This is a genomic window from Burkholderia mycopellens (assembly GCF_964265025.1).
In the GTDB taxonomy this organism is placed as follows: Bacteria; Pseudomonadota; Gammaproteobacteria; order Burkholderiales; family Burkholderiaceae; genus Burkholderia.
In genome coordinates, this window is record NZ_OZ183803.1 from 250,793 (window position 1) to 273,402 (window position 22,610).

General features: G+C 67.1%; 21 protein-coding genes and 1 pseudogene. 5 read left to right on the forward strand and 17 right to left on the reverse strand.

The window, feature by feature from the left end:
- Positions 1-51 precede the first annotated feature (51 nt).
- Positions 52-549: a hypothetical protein gene (locus ACPTTC_RS19460; protein ID WP_423393529.1), complete on the reverse strand. Its 498-nt coding sequence runs from the start codon at positions 547-549 to the stop codon at positions 52-54.
- Between the two features lie 73 nt (positions 550-622).
- Between ACPTTC_RS19460 and ACPTTC_RS19465 the strand changes: the two genes are divergently transcribed.
- The gene (locus ACPTTC_RS19465) at positions 623-1,519 is read left to right on the forward strand and encodes an AraC family transcriptional regulator (RefSeq protein WP_423393530.1); all 897 of its coding nucleotides are present in this window, start codon (positions 623-625) and stop codon (positions 1,517-1,519) included.
- Positions 1,520-1,834: 315 nt separating this feature from the next.
- Here ACPTTC_RS19465 and ACPTTC_RS19470 read toward each other — a convergent pair whose 3' ends face one another.
- Positions 1,835-2,629, reverse strand: a complete 795-nt coding sequence (locus ACPTTC_RS19470; RefSeq protein WP_423393531.1) for an aminoglycoside phosphotransferase family protein — start codon at positions 2,627-2,629, stop codon at positions 1,835-1,837.
- Between the two features lie 238 nt (positions 2,630-2,867).
- Here ACPTTC_RS19470 and ACPTTC_RS19475 point away from each other — a divergent pair, with 238 nt between their 5' ends.
- Together ACPTTC_RS19475 and ACPTTC_RS19480 are read left to right on the forward strand one after the other, a co-directional pair.
- Positions 2,868-4,988 carry a penicillin-binding protein 1A gene (locus tag ACPTTC_RS19475; protein WP_423393532.1) on the forward strand — a complete coding sequence of 707 codons (2,121 nt, stop codon included), beginning with the start codon at positions 2,868-2,870 and terminating at the stop codon, positions 4,986-4,988.
- An 8-nt stretch (positions 4,989-4,996) separates the two neighbouring features.
- On the forward strand, positions 4,997-5,608 hold the full coding sequence (locus tag ACPTTC_RS19480) for a trimeric intracellular cation channel family protein (RefSeq protein ID WP_175952611.1): 612 nt from the start codon (positions 4,997-4,999) through the stop codon (positions 5,606-5,608).
- An 86-nt stretch (positions 5,609-5,694) separates the two neighbouring features.
- Here ACPTTC_RS19480 and ACPTTC_RS19485 read toward each other — a convergent pair whose 3' ends face one another.
- The 10 genes from ACPTTC_RS19485 to ACPTTC_RS19530 form a co-directional block, all read right to left on the reverse strand.
- Positions 5,695-6,081: a VOC family protein gene (locus tag ACPTTC_RS19485; protein WP_423393533.1), complete on the reverse strand. Its 387-nt coding sequence runs from the start codon at positions 6,079-6,081 to the stop codon at positions 5,695-5,697.
- Between the two features lie 112 nt (positions 6,082-6,193).
- Positions 6,194-7,015 (reverse strand): heme ABC transporter ATP-binding protein, encoded by an 822-nt coding sequence (locus tag ACPTTC_RS19490; protein WP_423393534.1) that lies wholly within the window; start codon positions 7,013-7,015, stop codon positions 6,194-6,196.
- 19 nt (positions 7,016-7,034) lie between these two features.
- Complete coding sequence (locus ACPTTC_RS19495) at positions 7,035-8,123, reverse strand: FecCD family ABC transporter permease (protein ID WP_423393535.1); 1,089 nt, start codon at positions 8,121-8,123, stop codon at positions 7,035-7,037.
- A gap of 15 nt (positions 8,124-8,138) precedes the next feature.
- Positions 8,139-9,056: a heme/hemin ABC transporter substrate-binding protein gene (locus ACPTTC_RS19500; protein ID WP_423393536.1), complete on the reverse strand. Its 918-nt coding sequence runs from the start codon at positions 9,054-9,056 to the stop codon at positions 8,139-8,141.
- Positions 9,053-10,144 (reverse strand): hemin-degrading factor, encoded by a 1,092-nt coding sequence (locus ACPTTC_RS19505; RefSeq protein WP_423393537.1) that lies wholly within the window; start codon positions 10,142-10,144, stop codon positions 9,053-9,055. Before ACPTTC_RS19505 ends, ACPTTC_RS19500 begins: the two co-directional genes overlap by 4 nt.
- A 49-nt stretch (positions 10,145-10,193) precedes the next feature.
- On the reverse strand, positions 10,194-12,461 hold the full coding sequence (locus tag ACPTTC_RS19510; protein WP_423393538.1) for a TonB-dependent hemoglobin/transferrin/lactoferrin family receptor: 2,268 nt from the start codon (positions 12,459-12,461) through the stop codon (positions 10,194-10,196).
- Positions 12,462-12,706: 245 nt separating this feature from the next.
- Positions 12,707-12,934 (reverse strand): hypothetical protein, encoded by a 228-nt coding sequence (locus ACPTTC_RS19515; RefSeq protein WP_034181704.1) that lies wholly within the window; start codon positions 12,932-12,934, stop codon positions 12,707-12,709.
- Positions 12,935-13,144: 210 nt separating this feature from the next.
- The gene (locus tag ACPTTC_RS19520) at positions 13,145-13,528 is read right to left on the reverse strand and encodes a DUF6232 family protein (RefSeq protein WP_175965085.1); all 384 of its coding nucleotides are present in this window, start codon (positions 13,526-13,528) and stop codon (positions 13,145-13,147) included.
- Positions 13,529-13,652: 124 nt separating this feature from the next.
- Positions 13,653-13,913 (reverse strand): DUF2866 domain-containing protein, encoded by a 261-nt coding sequence (locus tag ACPTTC_RS19525; RefSeq protein WP_011548992.1) that lies wholly within the window; start codon positions 13,911-13,913, stop codon positions 13,653-13,655.
- 207 nt (positions 13,914-14,120) lie between these two features.
- Entirely contained in the window at positions 14,121-15,278 is a 1,158-nt protein-coding gene (locus tag ACPTTC_RS19530) for a porin (protein ID WP_423393539.1), read from the reverse strand.
- Between the two features lie 308 nt (positions 15,279-15,586).
- Here ACPTTC_RS19530 and ACPTTC_RS19535 point away from each other — a divergent pair, with 308 nt between their 5' ends.
- Positions 15,587-16,393: a MetQ/NlpA family ABC transporter substrate-binding protein gene (locus tag ACPTTC_RS19535; RefSeq protein WP_226197419.1), complete on the forward strand. Its 807-nt coding sequence runs from the start codon at positions 15,587-15,589 to the stop codon at positions 16,391-16,393.
- A gap of 139 nt (positions 16,394-16,532) precedes the next feature.
- Here the strand turns inward: ACPTTC_RS19535 and ACPTTC_RS19540 are convergent, their stop codons facing one another.
- The 3 genes from ACPTTC_RS19540 to ACPTTC_RS19550 all read right to left on the reverse strand — a co-directional run bounded on the left by ACPTTC_RS19540 (position 16,533) and on the right by ACPTTC_RS19550 (position 19,800).
- The gene (locus ACPTTC_RS19540; protein WP_175965082.1) at positions 16,533-17,648 is read right to left on the reverse strand and encodes a succinylglutamate desuccinylase/aspartoacylase family protein; all 1,116 of its coding nucleotides are present in this window, start codon (positions 17,646-17,648) and stop codon (positions 16,533-16,535) included.
- Positions 17,649-17,871: 223 nt separating this feature from the next.
- The gene (locus tag ACPTTC_RS19545; RefSeq protein WP_226197421.1) at positions 17,872-18,654 is read right to left on the reverse strand and encodes an ABC transporter substrate-binding protein; all 783 of its coding nucleotides are present in this window, start codon (positions 18,652-18,654) and stop codon (positions 17,872-17,874) included.
- A gap of 225 nt (positions 18,655-18,879) precedes the next feature.
- Complete coding sequence (locus ACPTTC_RS19550; protein WP_423393540.1) at positions 18,880-19,800, reverse strand: LysR substrate-binding domain-containing protein; 921 nt, start codon at positions 19,798-19,800, stop codon at positions 18,880-18,882.
- Positions 19,801-19,919: 119 nt separating this feature from the next.
- Here ACPTTC_RS19550 and ACPTTC_RS19555 point away from each other — a divergent pair.
- Positions 19,920-20,114: pseudogene (locus ACPTTC_RS19555) on the forward strand (hypothetical protein); the annotation flags it as partial.
- A 41-nt stretch (positions 20,115-20,155) separates the two neighbouring features.
- Here ACPTTC_RS19555 and ACPTTC_RS19560 read toward each other — a convergent pair.
- Both ACPTTC_RS19560 and ACPTTC_RS19565 read right to left on the reverse strand, forming a co-directional pair.
- Positions 20,156-20,749 (reverse strand): hypothetical protein, encoded by a 594-nt coding sequence (locus ACPTTC_RS19560; protein WP_423393541.1) that lies wholly within the window; start codon positions 20,747-20,749, stop codon positions 20,156-20,158.
- Positions 20,750-20,960: 211 nt separating this feature from the next.
- Positions 20,961-22,349: an NCS2 family permease gene (locus tag ACPTTC_RS19565; RefSeq protein WP_423393542.1), complete on the reverse strand. Its 1,389-nt coding sequence runs from the start codon at positions 22,347-22,349 to the stop codon at positions 20,961-20,963.
- Positions 22,350-22,610 lie beyond the last annotated feature (261 nt).

The window sequence follows — 22,610 nt, forward strand, 5'->3', positions numbered from 1 at the left end:
ATCTATTGTTGCATTCACACGGCAACGGAAGCGTCGCTTCTCACCCCTTCTCTAGATTTTCACCGAACGGGTAGCCTGCGGTTTCCTGCGAAGATAAAGCGCTTGAGCGATCAGCCCCAGAACGAGCGCGACGAGGAGCGCGGCTTGGGCACCGAGAAGCAGTGGCGACTTCGGATCGCTGACCAGCGGATGTCCGTCGGGCACACGCTTCAGCGTTTCGGTAACCGTGGGAACCATCAGCACGAATGCTGTCAACGTCAGGCAGAAGGTTTCCAGGTAGATACCGGCTCGACCGGGCAGAGGCAGATACGCAACGCCATATCCAGCCAGTAACAGCACGACGGCTCCGACTCCGATGATGTAGCTGACACCTTGATGCGCTATGGCGAACACGGTCAGAGAACCAATCAACATGGTAACGAAGTACACCCTCCCGGCAACTGACCGCGGAACGATCCTGCCGTAGCGCGCGAACATGTACACGGCCATGGGTATCGCGGGTAGACTGCCGAGAGTGTGTATCCAGCCGAGCGGCGAAATTCCAAACATGGTTTCAATCCTTGTCTTGCGTGATTTCGTTGGTGGTCGACGCTTACTTTAGGCTCACGAAACCCGAATTGACATGACTGAACCTGGGAAAAACTTGACCATTTTTCCGGATCGGGCGCTGGCTGGTCTGGCTAACGGTGATCTCCTGTCTCAGGTTCTTGCGCGTATGCGCATGACAGGCGACCGCGTCTTTTCGTCGATGCTGCAGCCGTTCGCGCAGTTGGACATGTCGGCGCGGGCGGCGCACGCGTACGCAGTCATGGAAGGCATGGTGCAAATTGCCGGCGATGAGGCTGACGCTTCCGAGATTCGGTCCGGCGAACTGCTCTTGTTGCCGCGCGGACCTGACGGCCTGCGCATTTCCGCCCTGGACCAACCGGCGAATGTGGTCGTCTGCCACTTCTGGTTTGATCCGGCGAGCCAGCCGGATCTGCTTCTGACGTTACCCGTCATGATCCACCTTCACCAGGCGGAGACAGGCGACTGGCTGCCGAACATCATGCAGTTTCTTCTGCATGAGGCGGACAATGACGAGGCGGGATCCGCCTTGATGGTCTCCCGCATGATCGATCTCGTGGTGGTGCGTGCGTTGCGTGCCTGGGTTCATCATGGTCATGCATCGAACTGGTTAGGCGGATTGGCGGATAAGCGTATTGCCCGCGCGTTGAAGGCCATCCATGAGCAGTCGCCACGTGGTTTGACGATCGATGGTCTCGCTGCCGTGGCGGGCATGTCCCGCTCCAATTTTTGCGAACGTTTCAATGCGCTCGTCGGCAAGTCTCCGTTGCGTTACCGCAATGAATGGCGCTTGAGCGTCGCCCGGGACATGCTGGCGAAAGGTGACGCGCGCGTGGGCGAGGTTGGAAGGTCGGTTGGTTACGAGTCGGAGGCCGCTTTCAGTCGTGCCTACAAGGCCTACTTCGGCCATGCACCTCGAGAAGCGAAGCCATCCATCACGCCCGCTGAATGACGGCGCTGCCCACGACGCCACGCGGTCGCTTCGCTCCGTCGAGCTGTCAGCAAAAATGATTTCGCTATCGCCTCATTTTCATGCCGCTACGGTCATTGCGAGACTCTCGTCGATCCGAACGACGGGCTCATCAGCCAGCTGTGGCGCTACCCGATCCGCCATCCCGATCCCCTTGAAAGTGCCGATCCCCGATACGCGGATTGCCACCCATCCAGGATGCGTTGTCGAATGTCGCAAACTGGCCGACCGCCGTCGGTCTTCCCCACGTTCCTCGTAAATTCGCGACGAACTTGTTTTCACGGGCGACGCGTACTGCTACAGGCCGAGCGCAGTCGCCGCGAGCGCAGCGACCTGCAACCGCGTATCGGGTAGCAGCCCGTCCTCGATCAACCACACCGCCGACAAACCCGACCACGCGAGAATCCACTGCAGCAGCCGGCGGCGGTCCAGCTCCGCTGCATCGGCCACGAGCGTGACACGCCGCTCGAAGCGCACGGGATCGACCGCCATATCGTGCGAGGGATTGCAGAACAGGTTCGCGTAGTCGAACGCGCGATCGCCGCGCAGCCCTTTCGGATCGATCGCGAGCCAGCCGCGTTCGCCGAAATGGAGGATGTTGCCGTGATGGATGTCGCCGTGCAGGACGACTTCGTCGATGGGCGGGCCGGCCAGCACCTGGCGTGCGGCCGTTGCAGAGCGACGAAGCACGTCGTTGCCTGAAGCGTCCGACAACAGCGCATGGAACCCGTCGTGCAGCGGCATGACCGAAGGCGGCTCGGATGCACGATACGCATGCAGCCGCGCGACGACATCACACGCAATGCGCATCGCATCGTCGTCGTGGCCCGATGCCGAAAAGCCGGCCAGCGTCGGTGCCGGCTGCGCCCGTTCGAGCAGGACAGCATCGCCGTCGTGCTGCCACACCTGCGCGACGCCTTGCCCGTTCCACCAGGTCATCAGCGCATTGCCACGACGTTCTTCATCACACGTAGCGACCTTCAGCATCGCGGGCCGGCCCTGCCAGACGACAGGCAGCAGGCCGCCGCTCGCGGTCAGGATAGGGCCGCCGTCGGGAACGAGGCCCCACAGGGCAAGGTATCGATCGAACATCACGCGATGCTACAGCCGAATCGGATCGCGCGCAGCGCGGTTCGCCTGACGATGTGTCACACGGTCGCAGATGCGACGTGAACGGCTCCGTTGCACTTTCCTAAATAAAATTTAGCCAGCCAAACTTTGGCTAAAGAATGTTCCGGTTTCGCGCCATCCCTTCGACAATGCGCGCCTTTCGTGACCAGTCGGTGCCTCTCGCGCAGCGGCCGTCACAGCATCGAAGAAGGAGCCCGGCATGACCGACCACACCGCATCCCCGCCATCGCCACCCGCGCCGCCGCCGCGCCGTCGCCGCATGTGGCGCACGCTCGCGGGCGCGCTGCTCGGCCTGACGCTCGCATGCGCGGGCATCGGCGCATGGACGATCCAGCGCATCTGGACGCAGTTGCCGTCCGTCGAGCACCTCGCCGTCTATCGTCCCGCGCTGCCGCTGCGGATCTTTTCGCGCGACGGCGACCTGCTGGCCGAATACGGCGTCGAGCGGCGCGAGTTCGTGCCGCTCGAACGCATCCCGCCGCTGATGCGGCAGGCGCTGCTCGCGGCCGAGGACGCGAAGTTCTACCAGCACGGCGCGGTCGATTTCGGCGGCCTCGCGCGCGCGACGTTCGCGAACGTCGTGACGGGGCAGCCGGGGCAGGGCGGCAGCACGATCACGATGCAGGTCGCGCGCAACTTCTACCTGACGCGCGACAAGGTGCTGAGCCGCAAGCTCGCCGAGATCCTGATGGCGACCAAGCTCGAACGCGAATACAGCAAGGACAAGCTGCTCGAGCTGTACATGAACGAGATCTACCTGGGCGAGCGGGCCTACGGTTTCGCGGCGGCCGCGAACGTGTATTTCGGCAAGCCGCTCGACGCGCTGAGCGCGGGCGAGGCGGCCGTGCTCGCGGGGCTGCCGAAGGCGCCGTCCGCGTTCAACCCGGTCGTCAATCCGGCACGCGCGACCGCGCGGCGCAACTACGTGCTCGGCCGCATGCATGCGCTCGGCCAGCTCGACGACGCGACGTATCGCGCGGCCGTCGACGCGCCGATCGCGCTGGCGACCACGCCGCCGCCGGGGATCATCGCCGCGCCGTACGTCGCCGAGCGCGCGCGCCGGATGATGGTCGAGCGTTTTCACGACGACGCCTACACGCTCGGCCTCGACGTGACGACGACGATCTCGATGCGCGACCAGCGCGCGGCCGAAGCGTCGCTCGAACGCACGCTGAGCCGCCAGCCGCGCGCGAAGCGCGATGCGCGCAACGGGCTCGAAGGCGCACTGGTGTCGCTCGACGCGGCCACGGGCGACATGCTCGCGCTCGTCGGCGGCGCGGATTTCAACCGCAACGTGTTCGACCATGCGCTGCAGGCGTATCGCCAGCCGGGCTCGAGCTTCAAGCCGTTCGTCTATTCGGCGGCGCTTGAGAAAGGCTACTTCCCGGGCGTGCTCGTCGACGATACGCAACGCACGCTCACCCATGAGGAAACCGGCGCGCGGCCGTGGCGCCCGCGCAATTTCGCCAACAACTACGAGGGCTTCATTCCGGTGCGGCGCGGGCTCATGCGCTCGAAGAACCTCGTTGCGGTCAGCCTGATGCAGGCCACCGATGCGCGCTACGTGCAGCAACACGCGGTGCACTTCGGTTTCGACGCGCAGCGCAATCCGGCGTCGCTGCCGCTCGCGCTCGGCGCGGGCGCCGTGACGCCGCTCGAACTGGCGAGCGCGTACAGCGTGTTCGCGAACGGCGGCACGCGGATGGAGCCGCGGCTGATCCTGTCGGTGAAGCAGCGTCACGGCGGCGCGATGTACGAGGCGACGGCGCCGGCAGGCGAGCGCGTCGTATCGGCGCGCAACGCGTTCGTGATGGACAGCATGCTGCGCGACGTCGTGAAGGCCGGCACCGCGCGCGGCGCGCTGGCGCTGCGCCGCGACGACGCGGCCGGCAAGACGGGCACGTCGAACGGCTCGAAGGACGTCTGGTTCGCCGGTTACTCGTCGGGCATCGTCGCGGTCGCGTGGCTCGGCTACGACACGCCGCGCCCGATGGGGCGTGTGACGGGCGCATCGCTCGCGCTGCCGGTCTGGCTCGACTACATGAAGACGGCCGTCGACGGGCGTACGCCGGTCGAGGCAACCTCGCCGCAGGACGTCGTGCTCGTCGACGGCGACTTCGTCTACGCCGAATACACGCGCGGCACGTGCACGGCCGACGTGCCGTCGTACATCCGCAGCCGCTTCGCGTGCGGCGGGGCGGCGGCGGCCGATACGTCCGACGCGCCGGGCAACAACGGCAAGCCTGCCGAGCCGATGCCTGCCGCGGTCGACGCGGCCGAGCGCGAACGTGTGCTCGACCTGTTCCGGACGGATGACTGACGCGCACCATGCATACGCTTTATCTGATTGCAATCGTCGCGGAAGCGATGTCGGGGGCGCTGATGGGCATGCGCCGCGGGATGGATCGCTTCGGGCTCGCGCTCGTCGGCGCGGTGACGGCGCTCGGCGGCGGTACCGTGCGCGACGTACTGCTCGGCCACTATCCGCTCGGCTGGATCGCGCATCCCGAGTACCTGGTGATCACGCTCGTCGCCGCGACCGTCGCGTCGTGGGTCGCACGGCATGTCGCGCGAATGAAGACGCTGTTCGTCACCGTCGACGCGATCGGCCTCGCGGCGTTTACGATCATCGGCTGCGACATCGGCGCGTCGACGGGCACCGCGCCGATCATCGTCGTGCTGGCCGGCGCGATCACCGGCGCGTGCGGCGGGATGCTGCGCGACCTGCTGTGCAACGAGATGCCGCTGATCCTGCGCGAGGAGCTGTACGCGAGCGTCGCGTTCGTGACGGGGGCGCTGTATGTCGGGATGCAGCACCTTGGCATCGATGCCGGGGTCGCGACGGTGGTCGCGCTCGTGGCGGGCTTCACGATGCGGATGCTCGCCGTGCGGCTCGGCTGGAAGATGCGGACGTTCGGCGCGGCGGACGTCGGGCATTGAGCGGGAGCGCGTGCCGCCCGCTCGGCACGCGGGCACGGATCAAGCCGGCCACGGCGCTCCGGTGAACGCCCAGGCCGGAGCGAACGTCATTCCGCCTGCATCACCTGGAAGACGTTGCCTTCCGGATCGATGCCGTCGTACATCGTGTATGCGAACCCGTCATAGCGCTTGAGATCGCGCACCGTCACGCCGTTGCCGGCCAGCCGGTCGCGATGCGCGCCGATGTCCTGGCCGATCGAGAACACCAGCTTCACGTGACTGGCTTGCGCACGCGCTTCCGCATCAGCAGGTACCGCGTGGCGGAACGCCGGGCCGGCGAGATGCAGCGCGAGCTCGATGGCGCCTGCGTCGAGCACGACCCACTCGTGTTCGATTTCCTCAATGACGGGCAGATCGAAATATCGTTGGTAGAACGTCTTGAGCGACGCGACGTCCTGGACGTACAGGATGAGGCGGGTCATCGGAAGCGGCACGTGGGTCTCCTTGAAGGGATGCGCGAGGCGCGAATGATGTGTCGTGAAAGTCGTTGCTGTCGGTCATGCATGACATCGCGCGGCGCAACGCTCATGCGACACGCGACACGCGCTAAGCGGGCACCATCACCGGCGGCGCACCGTCGCCGGTCTCCACCATCTTCACCGCGAATCCGTAGCACCGCGCGATATGTGCCGGCGTCATCACGTCGCGCGGCGTGCCGTGCGCGACGATCGTGCCGTCGGCGAGCATCGCGATCGTATCCGCGTGCCGCGCGGCGAGGTTCGGATCGTGCACGATCGCGAGCACGCCGAGCTGCCATTCGCGTGCAACGGCGCGTACGGTTTCGAGCAGGCGGTGCTGATGCGAGAGATCGAGCGCGGCGGTCGGCTCGTCGAGCAGCAGGTAGCGCGGGCCGCTTTCCGTCGCTTCGTTGTCCGGCCACAGCTGCGCGAGCACACGGGCGAACTGCACGCGCGCGAGTTCGCCGCCCGACAACGTCGTGACGTCGCGGCCGACGAGTGCATCGGCGCCCGCGCGTTCGAGCGCGTACCACGCGATGTCGCGATCGCGACGTGACGTTGCACCGCTGCGGCGTGCATGCGGATAACGGCCGAGCAGCACGATTTCGTCGACGCTGAACGGAAACGCAGGCTGCGCGGCCTGCGGCAGCACCGCGCGCAGGCACGCAAGTCGCGGCGCGTCGATGCGCGCGAGCGACTCGCCGTTCAGCGTGATGTCGCCGGTCACGCGCACGCCGTTCGGCGCGGTGCCGCCGGTGAGTTCGCCGGCAAAGGTCTTCAGCAGCGTACTCTTGCCCGCGCCGTTGCGGCCGAGCAGCGCGGTCACGCGGCCGGGTTCGATCGACAGCGACAGGTCGCGCAGGATCGCGTTGTGCCGACGGGCGACGTCGAGGTGATGGGCGGTCAGCATGGTCGTCGTGAGAAAAGGGTCAGCCGCCGAGCGCGCCGCGGCTCTTCCACAGCAGCGCCAGAAAGAACGGTGCGCCGAGCAGTGCGGTCAGCACGCCGAGCGGAATTTCCGCGGGCGCGGCAACCGTGCGCGCGGCGAGATCGGCGGCGAGCGTCAGCAGCGCGCCGAGCAACGTGGCGCCGGGCAGCACGACGCGTTGGTCGGGGCCGCATGCGAGCCGCACGCAATGCGGCGCGACGAGCCCGATGAAGCCGATGATGCCCGCGCACGACACCAGCGCGCCGACCGCGAGCGCGACCGCGACGAGCACGCGCCGCTTCAGCCGCTGCACGGGCACGCCGAGGTGCAGCGCCTCGGTTTCGCCGAGTTGCAATGCGTTCAGCGCGTCGCGTTCGCGCGCAAGCAGCAGGCAGCCGATCGCGACGCACGGTGCGACGGCCGCCAGCGCGGGCCATTGCGCGCCGCCGAGGCTGCCGAGGCTCCAGAACGTCAGCGAGCGCAATTGCGCGTCATCGGCGACGAACGTGAGGAGCCCGATCGCCGCGCCGGCCAGCGCGTTGATCGCGATGCCGGCGAGCAGCAGCAGCGGCAGCGCGAGCCGGCCGCGCGATGCGGCGAGCCGGTAGACGAGCGCCGCGACCGCGAGCGCGCCCACGAATGCGGCAACGGGCAACGCGGCGGCGTTCACGTGTGCGGCAAGGAGCGCGGGGCCGAGCACGATCATCGTCGTCGCGCCGAGCGCGGCGCCGCTCGACACGCCGACGAGCCCCGGATCGGCGAGCGGATTGCGGAACAGCGCCTGCATCGCGGCGCCGGTCGCGCCGAAGCCGCCGCCGACCAGCAACGCAAGCGCGACGCGCGGCGCGCGGATGTCGAACAGCACCGCGCGCGCCTGCTGCGCGGCCGCATCGCCGGTCAGCGCGGCCCAGGCTTGCGCGAGCGGAATGCGATACGCGCCGACGCACAGGGCGACGACGGACATCGCGCACACGAGGCAGGCGAGCGCAACCAGCGCGAACGGCGCGAAGCGGCGCGACGTGCCGATGCACGCGGCGCCGGAGCGCGACGCGGGCGACGAGGCGGGGAAAGGCGAAGCGTGAGCGGGCATCGGGGCATTCCGGAATCAGGCGAGCGCATCCGACAGGCGTCGGTGCAGGGTCGTGACGGCGAGCGGCAGGCGCGGGCCGAAACCGAGCAGGAACAGCGCGTCGAGCGATACCACGCGTTGCGCGCGGCCGGCCGGTGTCGCGCCGAAGCCGGGCGTCGCGAGCAGCGCGGCGCGGCCGCCGACGGCCGCGAGCCCTTCGTCGGAGATCAGCACGACGTCGGGCGCGGCGGCTGCCAGCGCCTCGGTCGTCAGCGGCGTGTAGTGATCGAAGCCCTGCATCGCGTTGCGCGCGCCCGCGTAGCGGATCATCGCGTCGGCGGCCGTACGCTGGCCGGCGACGAGCGCCTGGTTGCCGGTGTGGTTCAGCACGAACAGCACACGCGGCGGCTGCGCGCCGCCGGGCGCACGGGCAGCGACCGCATCGCGCGCGGCCTGCCAGTCGCGGTCGAAACGCTGCAGCAGCGCGGCACCCGCGCCACGCACGTCGAGCGCCTGTGCGACGCCCGTGATCTTCGCGCGCACCGAATCGACGTCGTGGCGTTCGTCGAACGTGGTCACCGCGACGCCGGCGCTTTTCACCTGTGCGATCGCGGTGGGCGGGCCGGCTTCCGCCGACGCGAGCACGAGATCGGGCCGCAGCGACAGCAGCCCCTCGGCCGACAGCGCGCGCTGGTAGCCGACCTTCGGCAGCCGCTTTGCGGCGTCGGGGTACGTGCAGGTCGTGTCGGCGCCGACGAGCCGGTAGCGCGGCGTCTCGGCGCCGCCGAGCGCGAAAGCGGTTTCCGCGAGTGCGCCGCCGATCACGACCACGCGTTTCGGCGCGGCCTGCGCACCCTGGGCGAGCACGCTGCCGGGCAGCGCGCCCGCGAGCGCGCCGGCCGCCGCGCTCGCCAGCACCGCGCGGCGGCGCGGATCGAACGGTCGCGCGCTCACCGCGCGCCCCCGCGTGCCGCGGTCGGCAACGTTGCGACGAGCGCGCGCCAGTCGTCGCGCTCCACCTTGCCGGGTTTGCGTTCGCCAAACAGCAGCGCGACGTGGTCGCCCTGCCGGTCGAACAGCTCGAGCGACGTGACGATGCCGTCGCTCGTCGGCTTCTTCACAACCCACGCGGCGGCGATCAAGTCCTCGCGCACGTGCAGGTTGAAGCCCGGGTCGAGCACGTTGATCCATGCGCCGACCTCGCGCACGTTCGCGACGGGGCCCGTATGGATCTGGATCATTCCCGCGTTGCCGACGAATACCATGATCGGTTGGCCGCTCTGCGCCGCCTGCTGGAGCACGTGACGCAGCGCATGCGCGGTTTCGACCGGATACGCGTATTGCGGATCGGCGAGGCGCAGCGCTTGCATGCGGCTCACGCCGAAGCGCTGCGTGATGCCGAAGAACTGGTGCGTGTCGGTCATCGCGTCCCACGCGGCGCGAAAGCCCGCGACGTCGATCTCGGTGTCGGCGCGCTCGGGTGTTTTCGGCCCAGCGGGCGCGACCTCGAGGCCCGGCTCCTGCGTCGCCGCGCGCCAGCGCTCGACGAACGCGTCGTACGCGGCGTGGTCGCTGTGCGCGCGCAGGTAGACCTTGTGGATCGCATGGCCCTGTGCGTCGAAGAACTGCAGGCTCTTCAGCGGGCCGTGCGCGGTTTCGTCGCGCACGGCGAACGCCGACACCCAGTGGCGATAGAAGATGCGCAGGTCGATATCGCCGAGCGCGAGGCCGACGGGGCCGTCATGGCTCATCTGCGCATATTCGCCATCCTTTTCGTGGACGGCCGTGTCGTTGCGCGTGAGCGCCATCACGCGGCCGAGGCGCGGCATTTCCTCGAACATCGCCGGAAAGCGCGCGTCGAGCCGCACGACGTGCTCGCCGACGAACGCGGCGAGCGCCTCGCCTTCGCTGACGCCGAGCGCCTGCGCGACGTCGCGGTTGCGCAGCTGGCGCTCGGTCTTGAGCTTGACGAACGCGTCGCGCAGCGCGGCGGCCGCGCGGGCCGGCGTGGCCGGTTGACCGGGAAGGGCGGATTGCATCATGTCGGACTCCTTCATGTAACGGTTGGGGTGGCAGCGCGGGCGGCGCGCATCAGAAATCCACTTTCATGCTGACGGCGACCGTGCGTCCGGACGACGTATAGGCATCGAGCACCTGCGAATCGGCCGCGATGCCGCGCACGTCCGACCAGTTCCAGTACTTGCGGTCGAACAGGTTGCGGATGCCGATCGTCGCGCTCACGTGCTTGTTGAAGCGGTAGCCGCCGCGCAGGTCGACGACCAACGACGACGGTGGCGAGAAGCACGCCTTGTTCGAGCAGTCGGACTTGTCGATGTCCTTGCCGCGTTTCGCGGCCTGGAACAGCAGGTCGGTCTGCACGTACCAGCGCTCGGTCGGCTCGTAGCGCACGCCGAACACGGCCGAGAACGGGTTGACGGTGTTGAGCGGCTGGCTGGCCGCGCCATCGTTCTGCGTCGAGCCCTTCGTGAACGCCATCGCCGTCTTCAGCGTGACGCCGTTCGGCATCACCCATTCGGCGCGGCCTTCGAGGCCGTGAATGCGCGCGTCGGCGAAGTTCACGTACTGGAACACGGACGGGTCGGTTGGCCGGCCGCTGCCGGCGATCGTCGTGCGCGAGATGAAGTTGCGGTAGCGGCCGGTGAACGCGGCGGCGCTGTAGCGCACGACGCCGTAGCCGGTGCCGGCCTTGCCGCGCAGGCCGGCTTCGAACGTATCGCTCGTCTCGGGCTTCAGGTTCGGATTGCCGATCGACGTATAGCCGTACACCGGGTTCGAGAAGCTGCTGTTCACCTGGTCGGGCGTCGGCGCGCGGAAGCCGTGCGCGTACTGCACGTACGGAATGACCGCGGGTGTGATCTCGTAGAGCACGGCGACGCGCGGCGACAGTTCGTTCGCGCTCGTCGACACGGCCTTGCCGGTGAACAGCGGATCGTTCCCGGTCGGGCTCAGCCGGTACGTGTCGAAGCGCAGGCCCGGCGTGACAAGCAGGCGGCCGTAGCCGATCTGGTCTTGCACGAACGCGCCGAACAGCGTGTAGTCGGTGTCGGGGAACGCCTTGTTCGGGAACGCTTCGCCGACGCCCGGCACCGTGCCGTCGCGCAGGTTCGTCACGCGCGACACGCTGCCGTCGACGCCATACAGCAGCTTGTGCGCGAACGGGCCGGTCGCGAAGCCGCTTTCGGCGAATGCGGAGCCGCCGAACGTGCGCTCCTTGTACTGGTTGTCGCGCGAACGCGAAGCCGCCCTGCCGCGCGTCTCGAACGCGTACTGGTCCTGCTTCGCGTCCTGATAGTAGAACTGAACGTGCGCGGTCTGGAACCAGCGGAATGCGTCGTCGCGGAAATCGTAGTCGACGCTGAAGCGGTTGCGCTCGAGCCGGTCGTAGGTCGTGAGGCCGAGCGTGGTCGGCGGGCTGATCGCCGACAGCACGTCGGTGCTCACGCGGCGCTGCACCGTTTCGGCGGTGAACTTGATCGTATCGCGCGCGGTGGGCGTCAGCACGAGCTTGCCGAGCAGCGATTCCGAATAGACGTCCTGCGGGTTCGACGTGGTGCGCAGCGTGCTCGCCGAGTTGTTGCTGCCGCGCGTGTCGACTTCGTGACCGCGCCGGCCGTCGGCGATGATCATTCCCTGCACGCGATCGTTGCCGCCCGCGGCCGATACCGTCGCGCCGACGCTGCGATCGGCCGAGTCGTAGCTCGGCCGGAACGAGAAGTAGTAGGGCTTGTTGTAGATCGACAGCAGGTCGCGCGGATCCTTCGTGATGAAGTTCACCGCGCCGGTCAGGCCGTCGCTGCCGTAGAGTGCCGAGGCCGGCCCGCGCAGGATCTCGATGCGCTTGAGCGTGTCGAGATCGGCGTAGTCGCCGCGCCCCGCTTCGAGCGGCCCGAATGAAAACGCGTTCGGCAGGCGGATGCCGTCTTCCATCAGCAGCACGCGATTGCCTTCGAGGCCGCGGATGTTGATGCTCGAATCGCCGTCGCGGCCGCCGCCGAGCGCGGCGCTGCCGGGCCGGTACGCGGTGCGGCGCACGGTGATGCCCGGCTCGTAGCGCAATGCGTCCTTGATGTTGGTGGCCTGCTGTTCTTCCAGGTCCTCGTCGGTGATCACCGAGACGGACGCCGCCGTGCGGCTCGCGGCCGTGGCGGTACGGTTGGCCGTGACCGTCACGGGGTCGAGCAGCGCCGCATCGCCGCGCGTGGATGCGGCGACGTGGATGGCGGAAGGCGGGATGGCGCCTTGCGGCGTCGAATCGGCGTGAGCCGAGGCGGCGGACAGGCCGAACGCGCCGAACAGCGCGGCACAGATCGGCCGCCGCGCCAGCGTATAGCAATGCACAGGTGGTCTCCCATTGATGATGACAAGCCCGGAGGCTGGCTGGGTGACGCGTTCACCTGGCTGGCCCGCCCGCGCACGGAAGGCGGCGAGCGGCGAATTGAAAGGAAACTGATAACTTTACCAGTGTAAATGAGAATTATTATCAATACAAGGAAGGAAAGCGGCCTGTGGGGGTGAGCGCTTACCTGCGCGGCTCGGGCGAGCCGCGGCGGGAAATGGGCGAGAAGCGCGCCGGCGCGCCGGCGCTAGGCGAGCGCTTCGATGCGGATCAGCAGGTTGCGCGCATGCGCGATGAACGCATCGTGCGTCGCGCGATCGCTGTGGCTTTCGAGGCCCGCCTGTTCGGCGAACGCGATTTGTTCGGTGTAAAGGTCGACGAGCGCACGGCGTTCGTCAAGGGGAAGCGCGCGGATCATCGACACGAGCAGCAGTTCCTGCGCGCGAAGCATGCCGGACAGCAATTGAACGTTCATGCCGACCTCCTCGGACGATGCGGCGGCGGGCCGCTCTTTCCATACTAGGCGGTCGGCGTACGCAGCGCAGGTGCGGGCCTTGCGAGGATGCGGCGGGAACGCGATTCGATGATGATGCTTCGGCCCGATGCAGCGATGCACCGCGAGCCGAAACGCGCCACGCGCGTCTGCACACCGCGAATCGAAGCGTGCAGGGGAGGGCGAACGGAATCAGCCGGCCGTCGTTGCGGCCTGCGCATCGCGCACGACCTGCGCGACGCGTTCGACGAACTCGACGTCGACGCTCGACAGCGCTTCGCGCTTGCCGTCGGGCATCTCCACCATCAGGCGGTACGTGACATCCTGCGTGGTCCACGCCAGATAGCCGACGACGGCGAGCATCACGCCGACGACGAGCACGGCGCTCGATCCGGCGATGCCGCCTGCGACGGCGGCTGCCACGCCGATCAGCGAGATCAGCGACGGCACGAGGCGGTTCTTCGGAATCTTGACGACATCGACCTGGCGAATGTCACGCAGTGCGAATACCTGGCCGGCGGCCGACAGGCCGTTGCGCGTGATCATCACGCCACGTTCGTTGAATGCGTTTTCCATCGTGTGTTGCGTGGACGAAAACGCGCAGCGTAGCAGGTTTCGTTGCAGCATCAAACGAGACCGACTGCCGCACGATTCGTGCGGCGTGGCCGACATGCGGGAAGCGGGGGGAACGGGAAGGCGTTCAGAACTGCAGGCGGCCGTCGCCGTAAAGCCGGCCCGGCACGTGCGAGGCGACGACTTCGGCGATCTCTTCGTCGGTCGATTCGGCCGGCACGATCTGGCGCCGCGCGGGCGCGTCGAGGTGCATCGTCCATTCGACGAGCCGGTACGGCCGGCCCCACGGGCGCTGCATTTCGACCGACACGCGGCAGCTCTGGACCGGCAGCGAGTGTTGGCACGTCAGAATCGCGTGCAGATGGCTGAAAACGGTATCTTCGATCATCATGGCCTCCGATCCTGTCTTGTGGGCAATCGATGGCGGCGCCGTCGGCGGTTCAAAAAAAAAGCCGCCGATGCTCAGGCGGCCAACAGGGGGGGTGAGAGCATCCTCTCAGCCCAGAATTAAGCGAAACTTAAAAGCACATAAAAAAGCGCCCCGCGTGGAGCGGGGCGCTTCTTGCCGTCGTGATCCGCGAGTTAAGCGGATGCTTTAGAACTTGTGACGGATACCGATACGTGCGGCGATCTGGTTCTTCGAACCCGTGCCCGACGTATTGAAGTAGCTCGTGCTCGAGCCGATCTGCGCTTGCACGCCCTTGCCCGATGCCTGCTGGTACACGACCAGGCCGTACACGTCCGTCCGCTTGCTGAGTGCGTAGTCGGCGATACCGTTGACCTGGTTCCAGTGCCACGAGTTGCCGTTCTGCGTTGCGTTCGTGTACGTGTAGCCGAGGCCGCCCGACAGAGCCGGCGTGAATGCGTACTTCGCGCCTGCTTCATACGCGTTGTAGAACGTGCCGCCCGCGCCCGAAACGGTCGAGAACTGCGTACGCGTCCACAGCAGCCATGCCGTTGCCGGGCCCCAGACGTAGCGGCCGCCGACGCCGTACGTGCGCAGGTCGCGGACGTTGCCCGTGCTCAGGTTCGCGATCGTCGTCGAGAAGGCCGGCGTCGACTGGCTCGGGAAACGGATGTCCGTGTAGGCTGCGCCGACCGACAGCGGGCCGTTCGCGTAGTTCAGGCCGAAGCTGTATGCGCGCGACGAGCCTGCCGTCGTCGTCGTGCCCGACGTCGTGGCCGCTGCGCCTGCGAAGTCCGTCGAGTTCGAGAAGCCGTACAACGCGCCGAACGTGAAGCCCGAGTAGTTCGCGCTCTGGAACTTCACGGCGTTGTTGATGCGGCTCGACGTGAGCTGGTCGATGTCGTTCACGTGGTACGCGTAGTTACCCGCGACGGTGTTGCCGCCCGTCGAGTAGTTCGAGCCGAGGATGTCGGTCGAGAACGAGTACTGGCGGCCGAACGTGACCGTGCCGTATTGCGACTGGCTCAGGCCGACGTAAGCCTGGCGACCGAAGATCGCGCCGCCCTGGCCAAGCGTGCCGTTGCCGCTGTTGAAGCCGTTTTCGAGCACGAAGATCGCCTTCAGGCCGCCACCGAGGTCTTCGGTGCCGCGCAGGCCCCAACGGCTGCCCTGGGCAACGCCGTCGTCGTACTTGAACAGCTTGCCCGTGCCGCCGTTGGCGGTCTTGCTGTGGTTCACGTAGCTGATACCGGCATCGATGACGCCGTACAGGGTCACGCTGCTTTGTGCGTGCGCCGTGCCGGCCGTTGCTGCCAGGGCGGCGATGGTCAACAGTTTCTTGTTCAAAGGATTCTCCGAGCGAATGAATGGCGTGTCCAGTTGCGGTTCCGGCGCTCTCTCTGGGCGCTTTCACGGACCGGCGGCAACTTTATCGAGAGGCCACGTAATGAATATGACAGCGACTGTCATATGAAGAATATGTGGCGTCGATGCGACACTGAATTCTGCCCGGTTGCGCTATCGGGGGTTATACCGAATTCGGCTGAGAATCGATCCGGGGCGGGAATATGCACATGAAATAAGCTTGGTTGGCGGCGTTCCGGCCCCATGCCACGATCCGTGTTCCAACAAACGACACGGGACGAGAGGACACCATGCGACGTTCATTCCTGACCGGCCTCGGCGCACTCGCCGCGGCGCTGGCATTCGCGGCGCCCGGCGCGCACGCCGACCCGCAAACACTGAAGATCGGCACGATGAGCGGCCCCGACGCGCAGATCTGGACCGAGGTGACGAAGGTCGCCGCGCGTGAAGGCCTCGCGATCAAGGTCATCGAGTTCAACGACTACGTGCAGCCGAACGCGGCGCTCGATTCCGGCGATCTCGACGCGAACGGTTTCCAGCACCAGCCGTTCCTCGACAGCCAGATCAAGCAGCGCGGCTACAAGATCGTCAACGTCGGGCTCACGTACACGGCGCCGATGGGCTTCTACTCGAAGAAGCTCAAGTCGCTGAAGGACTTGCCGGCGGGCGCGAAGGTCGGGATCCAGAACGATCCGTCGAACGGCAACCGCGCGCTGCTGCTGTTGCAGAAGTACGGCGTGATCAAGCTGAAGGCGGGCGCCGGCACCAACGGCGTGAACGCGACGCCGCTCGACGTCGCCGAGAACCCGAAGAAGATCAAGATCGTCGAACTCGACGCCGCGCAGCTGCCGCGCGCGCTGCCTGATCTCGATGCCGCGTCGATCAACACCGACTACGCGGTGAAGGCGGGGCTCACGCCGGTGAAGGATGCGATCGCGATCGAGGACCTGCGCGGGCCGTACGCAAACCTGATCGCGGTGCGTGCACAGGACAAGGACAAGCCGTGGGTGAAGAAGCTCGTCGCGGCCTATGAATCGGACGACGTGCGCAAGTTCATCGACCAGAAGTTCGGTGGCGCGATCGTGCCGGCGTTCTGAGCGCTCACGCGTGCCGCCGCCCGGCCGGATGGCTCGCCCGGGTATTCCGGAAAGCAAATCGCCCGCGCAAGCGGGCGATTTCGTTGGTGCGCACGGGTGAGCGCGGTGCGCGCCGTTCTCCGGCGCGCGGGCCGGCCGCTCAGGCCGACAGCAGCGAACCCGTGCGGATCGCGGTTGCGCCGGCAATCCGCGCGACTTCCATGCCGGCCGTCGCGAAGCGCACGATCTGGCGCGCGTACAGCACACCCGACACGCTGCTCTTCAGCGTGACGACGCGATCGGTCAGCGGATCGACGATGTCGGCCACGGCCTGGCCGGCCTCGATCATCGCGCCGACCGGCGTGCGGAACACGATCACGCCCGACACCGGCGCGACGAGCGGATCGGTGCCCGCGAGCGGCGTGGCCGGATGCGCGAGCGGCGGCAGCGGCGCCGGCGTGCCGTCGACGACACCGCGCTCGGTCAGGTATTCGACGATCGCCTGCGCGTCCTTTTCGGCGAACTCGTACGACACGTCGCGCTCGCTGCGCAGCTCGACGGTGACGGAAATCGCGCCGTTCGGGATCGGGAAGCGGTCGCCGAAGCGGCTGCGCAGGTCCGACCAGCAGAAGCTGTGGATCTCGTCGAACGGGTTGCCGACCGAATTCAGCGCGAGCAGCGACGCCTGCGCGTCGAGATAGCGCGACAGCGGCTCGACGTCCGCCCACAGATCAGGATTCGTGTAGAGGTGCATCACCGCGTCGCTGTCGCAGTGCAGGTCGAGCACGATATCGGCGTCGAACGACAGCTTCTGCAGCGCGAGGCGCTGCGAGTCGAGCTCGGTGCGCGGCTTCTGCTCGTCGAGCGCTTCGCGCATCGCGGCGCGCACGGCGACGAGGTTGTGCTGCGCGTCGTGCGTGAGGCGGCTTTCGACGCGCGGCAGCACGAGCGCGGCGAGATCGTAGAAATTGCGGTTGAAGTTCTGCATCGAGCCGAGCTCGAAGCGGCCGAGGTGATCGCCGAACACGTGTTGCGACAGGCCGATCGGGTTCGGCACGGGCACGATGACGACTTCGCCGCGCAGCTTGCCGGCCGTCTCGAGCGCGGCGATCTTGCGGCGCAGCAGCGTGGCGACCAGCATGCCGGGCAGTTCGTCCGCATGCAGCGACGACTGGATATAGACCTTCTTGCCGCCGCGCGGGCCGTAGTGAAAGCTCGTGATGTGGCGTTCGGTACCGACGGCGGGGGAAATCAGCGGATGGGTCTGCGTTTGCATGATGGGGGAGTGCGGCGCAGCCGCGAATGATCCGGTGTGCGTGGAGGATCGATTGTACGTTGCCCCCTCGCCGCCATCAAACCGGCGCCAGAGCACGTCGATTTTCTTTGAGAATCATCAGGTTGGCGCGGAAAAAATAACGCAGCCGGCGCCGCGCGCGCAAAAAAACGGGCTCCTTGCGGAGCCCGTTCGTGCCGAAGCGAAGCGTGCCTTCGCTGGCGGATTACTTGCCGTAGACGTCGAAATCGAAGTACTTCTTCGCGATCTTGTCGTACGTGCCGTCCTTGCGCATGCCGGCGATCGCGCCGTCGATCTTCGCCTTCAGGTCGGTGTCTTCCTTGCGCAGGCCAATGCCGGCGCCGTTGCCGAGCGTCTTCGGATCGTCGATGTCCTTGCCGGCGAAATCGAAGTTCGCGCCGCGCGGGGTCTTCAGGAAGCCGATTTCAGCCTGCACCGCGTCCTGCAGCGCGCCGTCCAGACGGCCCGAGATCAGGTCGGCGTAGACCTGGTCCTGGTTCTGGTAAGGCACGACGTTCACGCCCTTCGAGGCCCAGTACGTCTTCGCATAGGTTTCCTGGATCGTGCCCTGCTCGACGCCGACCGACTTGCCCTTCAGCGATTCGGCCGTCGGCATCAGGCCGGCGCCCTTCTTCGTGACGAGGCGCGTCGGCGTGTTGAACAGTTTCGCCGAGAACGCGATCTGTTCCTCGCGCGCCGGCGTCATCGACATCGACGACAACACGCCGTCGAACTTGCGGGCCTTCAGTGCCGGAATCATCCCGTCGAAGTCGTTTTCGATCCACACGCACTTCGCGTTCATGCGGCGGCAGATTTCGTTGCCGAGGTCGACGTCGAACCCGACCACCTTGCCGTCAGCGCCTTTCGATTCGAAAGGCGGGTAGCTCGCGTCGACGCCGAACCGCACGGTCGTCCAGTCCTTCGCATACGCGCTGCCTGCCGATACGGCGAGCAGGGCTACGGTCACAGCCGCAAGAATCTTTTTCACTCGGTGACTCCTCGTTTTGTTCGATGGGTGCGCGGTTGTGCCGCGCCGTAAGCCTTCGGCCCGGCGCGGCTTCGCGACAGGCTGTCCGTTTCGCCCACCCGATGCGGGCGTGCGACGTGCGCAAGATTATCAAGACAAAATACCGGCAGGGCGCCTAGGACAAGCCCCGATACCGGGCCCGGCGGCGGCGCGCGGGGGCGCCGCCGTTTCAGACACAGGAACGATTCAGCCGAGCGTTTCGTTGACCGCGCGCTGCAGGCACGTGACGAATTGCGTGACGGCGGGCGTGGGCAGCAGGTCGCGCCGCGAGATGATCGACAGGTCGAAGCGCGGCATGCTTTCGTCGAGTTCGGCCGTGCGGATGCCGAGCGGCGCGACCATCGCGGCGAGCGGGCGCGTGAAGCAGCCGATCACGTCCGAGCGCGCGACGAGCCCGAGCGTCACCGCGAACGACATCGGCGATCGCAGCAGGCGCTTCGGCAGCGGCAATCCGCGCGCCTCGAACATCCCGACCATCACGCTGTGCGGAAACTGCTCGGCGCCGACGGTGACGATCCATTCGGCGTCGAGCAATTCCTCTAACCGGCGCGCATGCGCAAGCGGGTGGCCTTCGCGCATCACGATGGAGAATTCGGTCGACAGCAGCGGCGATTGCGTGAAGTCGCGGTCGAGCGCGGGCACATGGTGCATCGCAGCGACGTCGAGCGTGCCGTTGCGCAACTGCGCGAGCGCGTCGGGCACCGTCACTTCCACCAGATGCAGGCTGACGTTCGGCATCGACTGGCGGAATGCCGTCACCGCGCGCGGCAGCGCGGTCAGCGCGATCGACGGCATCGTGCCGACCGCGACGCGCCCCGACATCTCGCCTTTCACCTGCTCGACGGCCTCGACCGTGCGGCGGATGTCGCCGAGCAGCTGCTCGGCGCGCGGCAGCAGCGCCTGGCCGCACGCGGTCAGCTCGACGCCGCGCACGCTGCGCGCGAGCAGCTCCGCGTTGAGCGCGGTTTCGAGCTCGCGGATCGTATGCGTGATCGCGGGCTGCGTGACGCCGAGTTCGCGCGCGGCGGCGCGCAGGCTCTTGAGATGCGCGGCGGAGACAAACGCCTGGAGCTGCGCGATGTTCAGGGGGTTGCGGATGCGGGTCATCGGTCGGGTCTGGTTAGCGTGATTCTGTGGCGGGCGACGGGGTATCGCGGCATTCTGTAGCGATCCTGACGGTTGCGTGCGCATGGTTTGCACCACGGGGGTGACGTATCGCGAGCCGGGGTGTGGTGTGGCTGTCGGTGAAGTTCGCGGTGGTCGCGCTGTCGGTGCTGCACGGGATGCTGGCCGGTACGCCGCGGCGCATGGAACGCGACGATCTCGTCGTCGCGCCGGCGCCCTGGCTCGGGCAGGCGGCAGGTGCGGTCGTGGTCGCGACGGCAATCGTCGTCGGGTTGGTCGTGATCAAGCTGTTTTGATGCGCAGGCCGGTGCGAATCGGCCATCGGCAGGGGCAGTCGCTACGCCAGCGCCATCTCGACCGCCGTCAGCGTGCGGCGTCGAATCCAGCCGCTCGCCATCCGGATCGCGAGCCAGTACGGCGTGAACAGCAGCCGCGTGCGGGCGGTCGGGCAATGCACGAAGGTTTCGGTGCGCAGCAGGTGCGCGCCCGACGCGAGCCCGACGACTTCGAAGCACAGCACCAGCTTCGCATCGCGCGGGTCGTCGTGCTGCACGAACGCCGCCGCGTCGGCGATCTTCAGCACGCCGAGGTCGGGACGCCAGAAGCGGCCGATCAGGCCGAGCGACAGCGACGTTTCGTCGCGATGCAGCGGCGTGAATGCGTGGAGGCCGAAGCGTTCGCGTTCGACTCGCGGGGTGCCGTGGCGCAGCGACGCGGCAACGGTTGCCGGGAATTCGCGGACGTTGAGCAGCGCATCGACGACCGGATCCGTGCGCATGTCGAGCGTGGAGACCGTGTCGATGATGCGCGCCGGCGCGGCATCGATCGGCCTCGATTCGTGCACTTCGTGGAAACCGAACGACGGGATGAACGGCGGCTTGTGCGCCGAAGTCCGGGTGCTCGATTCGGAGACGATGCCGAGCGCGTCCATGGGGGCTCCTGAAGGCAAAGTGCGATCGTAGCACCGGGTGCGGATTCGCGCCGCACCGTTTCCGCAATGCGCGCGCACTGCGCGCAACAACAAAAAAAGCCCGGAAACTTGCGTTCCCAGGCCTGGAGACCATCAACGATGATGGTGGAGGAGACGATGTCGTCCCGATGCGCGCCGTCCTTCTGCCGGCGACGTCGCGCACGATTCGCGGTCAGATCGCCCAGCCGCCGAGATAGAACGTGACGAGCACGGCCGCGATGAGCACGGTGCCGACGTTGAGCTTGCGGAATTCGCCGCTGGCGATGCGGCCGATCACGAGCGTCGAGAAGCCGAGCATGATGCCCGTCACGATGTTCGCGGTCAGCACGATGAACACCGCGCACACGAGGCCCGACATCGCATCGACCATGTCGTCCATGTGCAGCTTGCTCACGCTGCCGAGCATCAGCAGGCCGACGTACATCAGCGCCGGTGCCGTGGCGTACGACGGCACGAGGCCCGCGAGCGGCGAGAAGAACATCACGACGAGGAACAGCAGGCCGACCACGGCCGCCGCGAGGCCCGTCTTCGCGCCGGCGGCCACGCCGACGCTCGACTCGATGTAGGCCGCCGCCGGCGCGCCGCCGAGGAAGCCGGAGAAGATCGAGCTGAGCGAGTCGGCCGTCAGCGCGCGGCCGCCGTTGATGATGCGACCGTTCTCGTCGAGCTGGCCGGCCTGGCCCGCGACTGCGCGGATGGTGCCGGTCGCGTCGAACACGGCGGTCATCACCAGCGCCAGCACGCTCGGCAGCACGGCCATCGACAGCGCGCCCTTGATGTCCATCGCGCCGATCAGCGACGCATGGCCCGGTGCGCTCAGCGACGGCAGCGCGAAGATGCCGTGGTACTTCACGCTCGGATCGAAGATCAGGCCGAACAGCGAAATCGCGATCACGACGAGCAGGATGCCGCCCGGCACGCGACGCTTTTCGAGGCCGAAGATCGCGGCGAGGCCGATGATCGACATGATGACCGGGAACGCGGTGATCTGGCCGAGCGAGACCGGCAGGCCGGCGCCCGGGTTCTTGATCACGAGGCCGACGTCGTTCGATGCGATCAGCAGCAGGAACAGGCCGATGCCGATCCCGGTGCCGTGCGCGACGCCCGCGGGCAGGTTGCGCAAAATCCACGAACGCACGCCGGTGACGGAAATGCCGGTAAACACAAGACCCATCAGGAACACGGCGCCGAGCGCGACCGTCGGCGACAGCCCTTTGCCGAGCACGAGGCCGAACGCGGTGAACGCGGTCAGCGAGATCGCGCAGCCGATCGCGATCGGCAGCTTCGCCCACAGGCCCATCAGCAGCGAACCGAACGCGGTGGTGAGGCAGACCGCGACGAACACGGCACTCGTGTCGAAGCCGGCCTTGCCGAACATGCCGGGAACGACGAACACGGAATAGACCATCGCGAGGAAGGTCGTGACGCCGGCAATGATCTCGCGGCGCTGCGTGCTGCCGCGCGACGAAATGCCGAAGTACCGGTCGATGACTCCCTTGGTGCCAAAGGCAGTTTCTTCCGCGCCGACGCCGACCGTCGGCTGCACCGGGGTATCACTCATGAGCTTGCTCCTTTATCAGCATGCTGAAACGGCCCGTAGCGAACCGTCGTCAGGGTGTCTCGTATCTAGTTGGGATTGTCGGCAACGTCGTGGGGACGAATGACGCGTGATCCGTGTCGTTACGTGCGAATCGAAACGATCGCGAGGGTGTCGCGTCGTGCGACGCGTGATGGTGTTGACCCCGTCACGTGTGCTTTGCCGTAGCGAAGGTTAGGCGAACCACCCATCACGTCCCATTGGGGGAAGAGCATGCAGCGCATG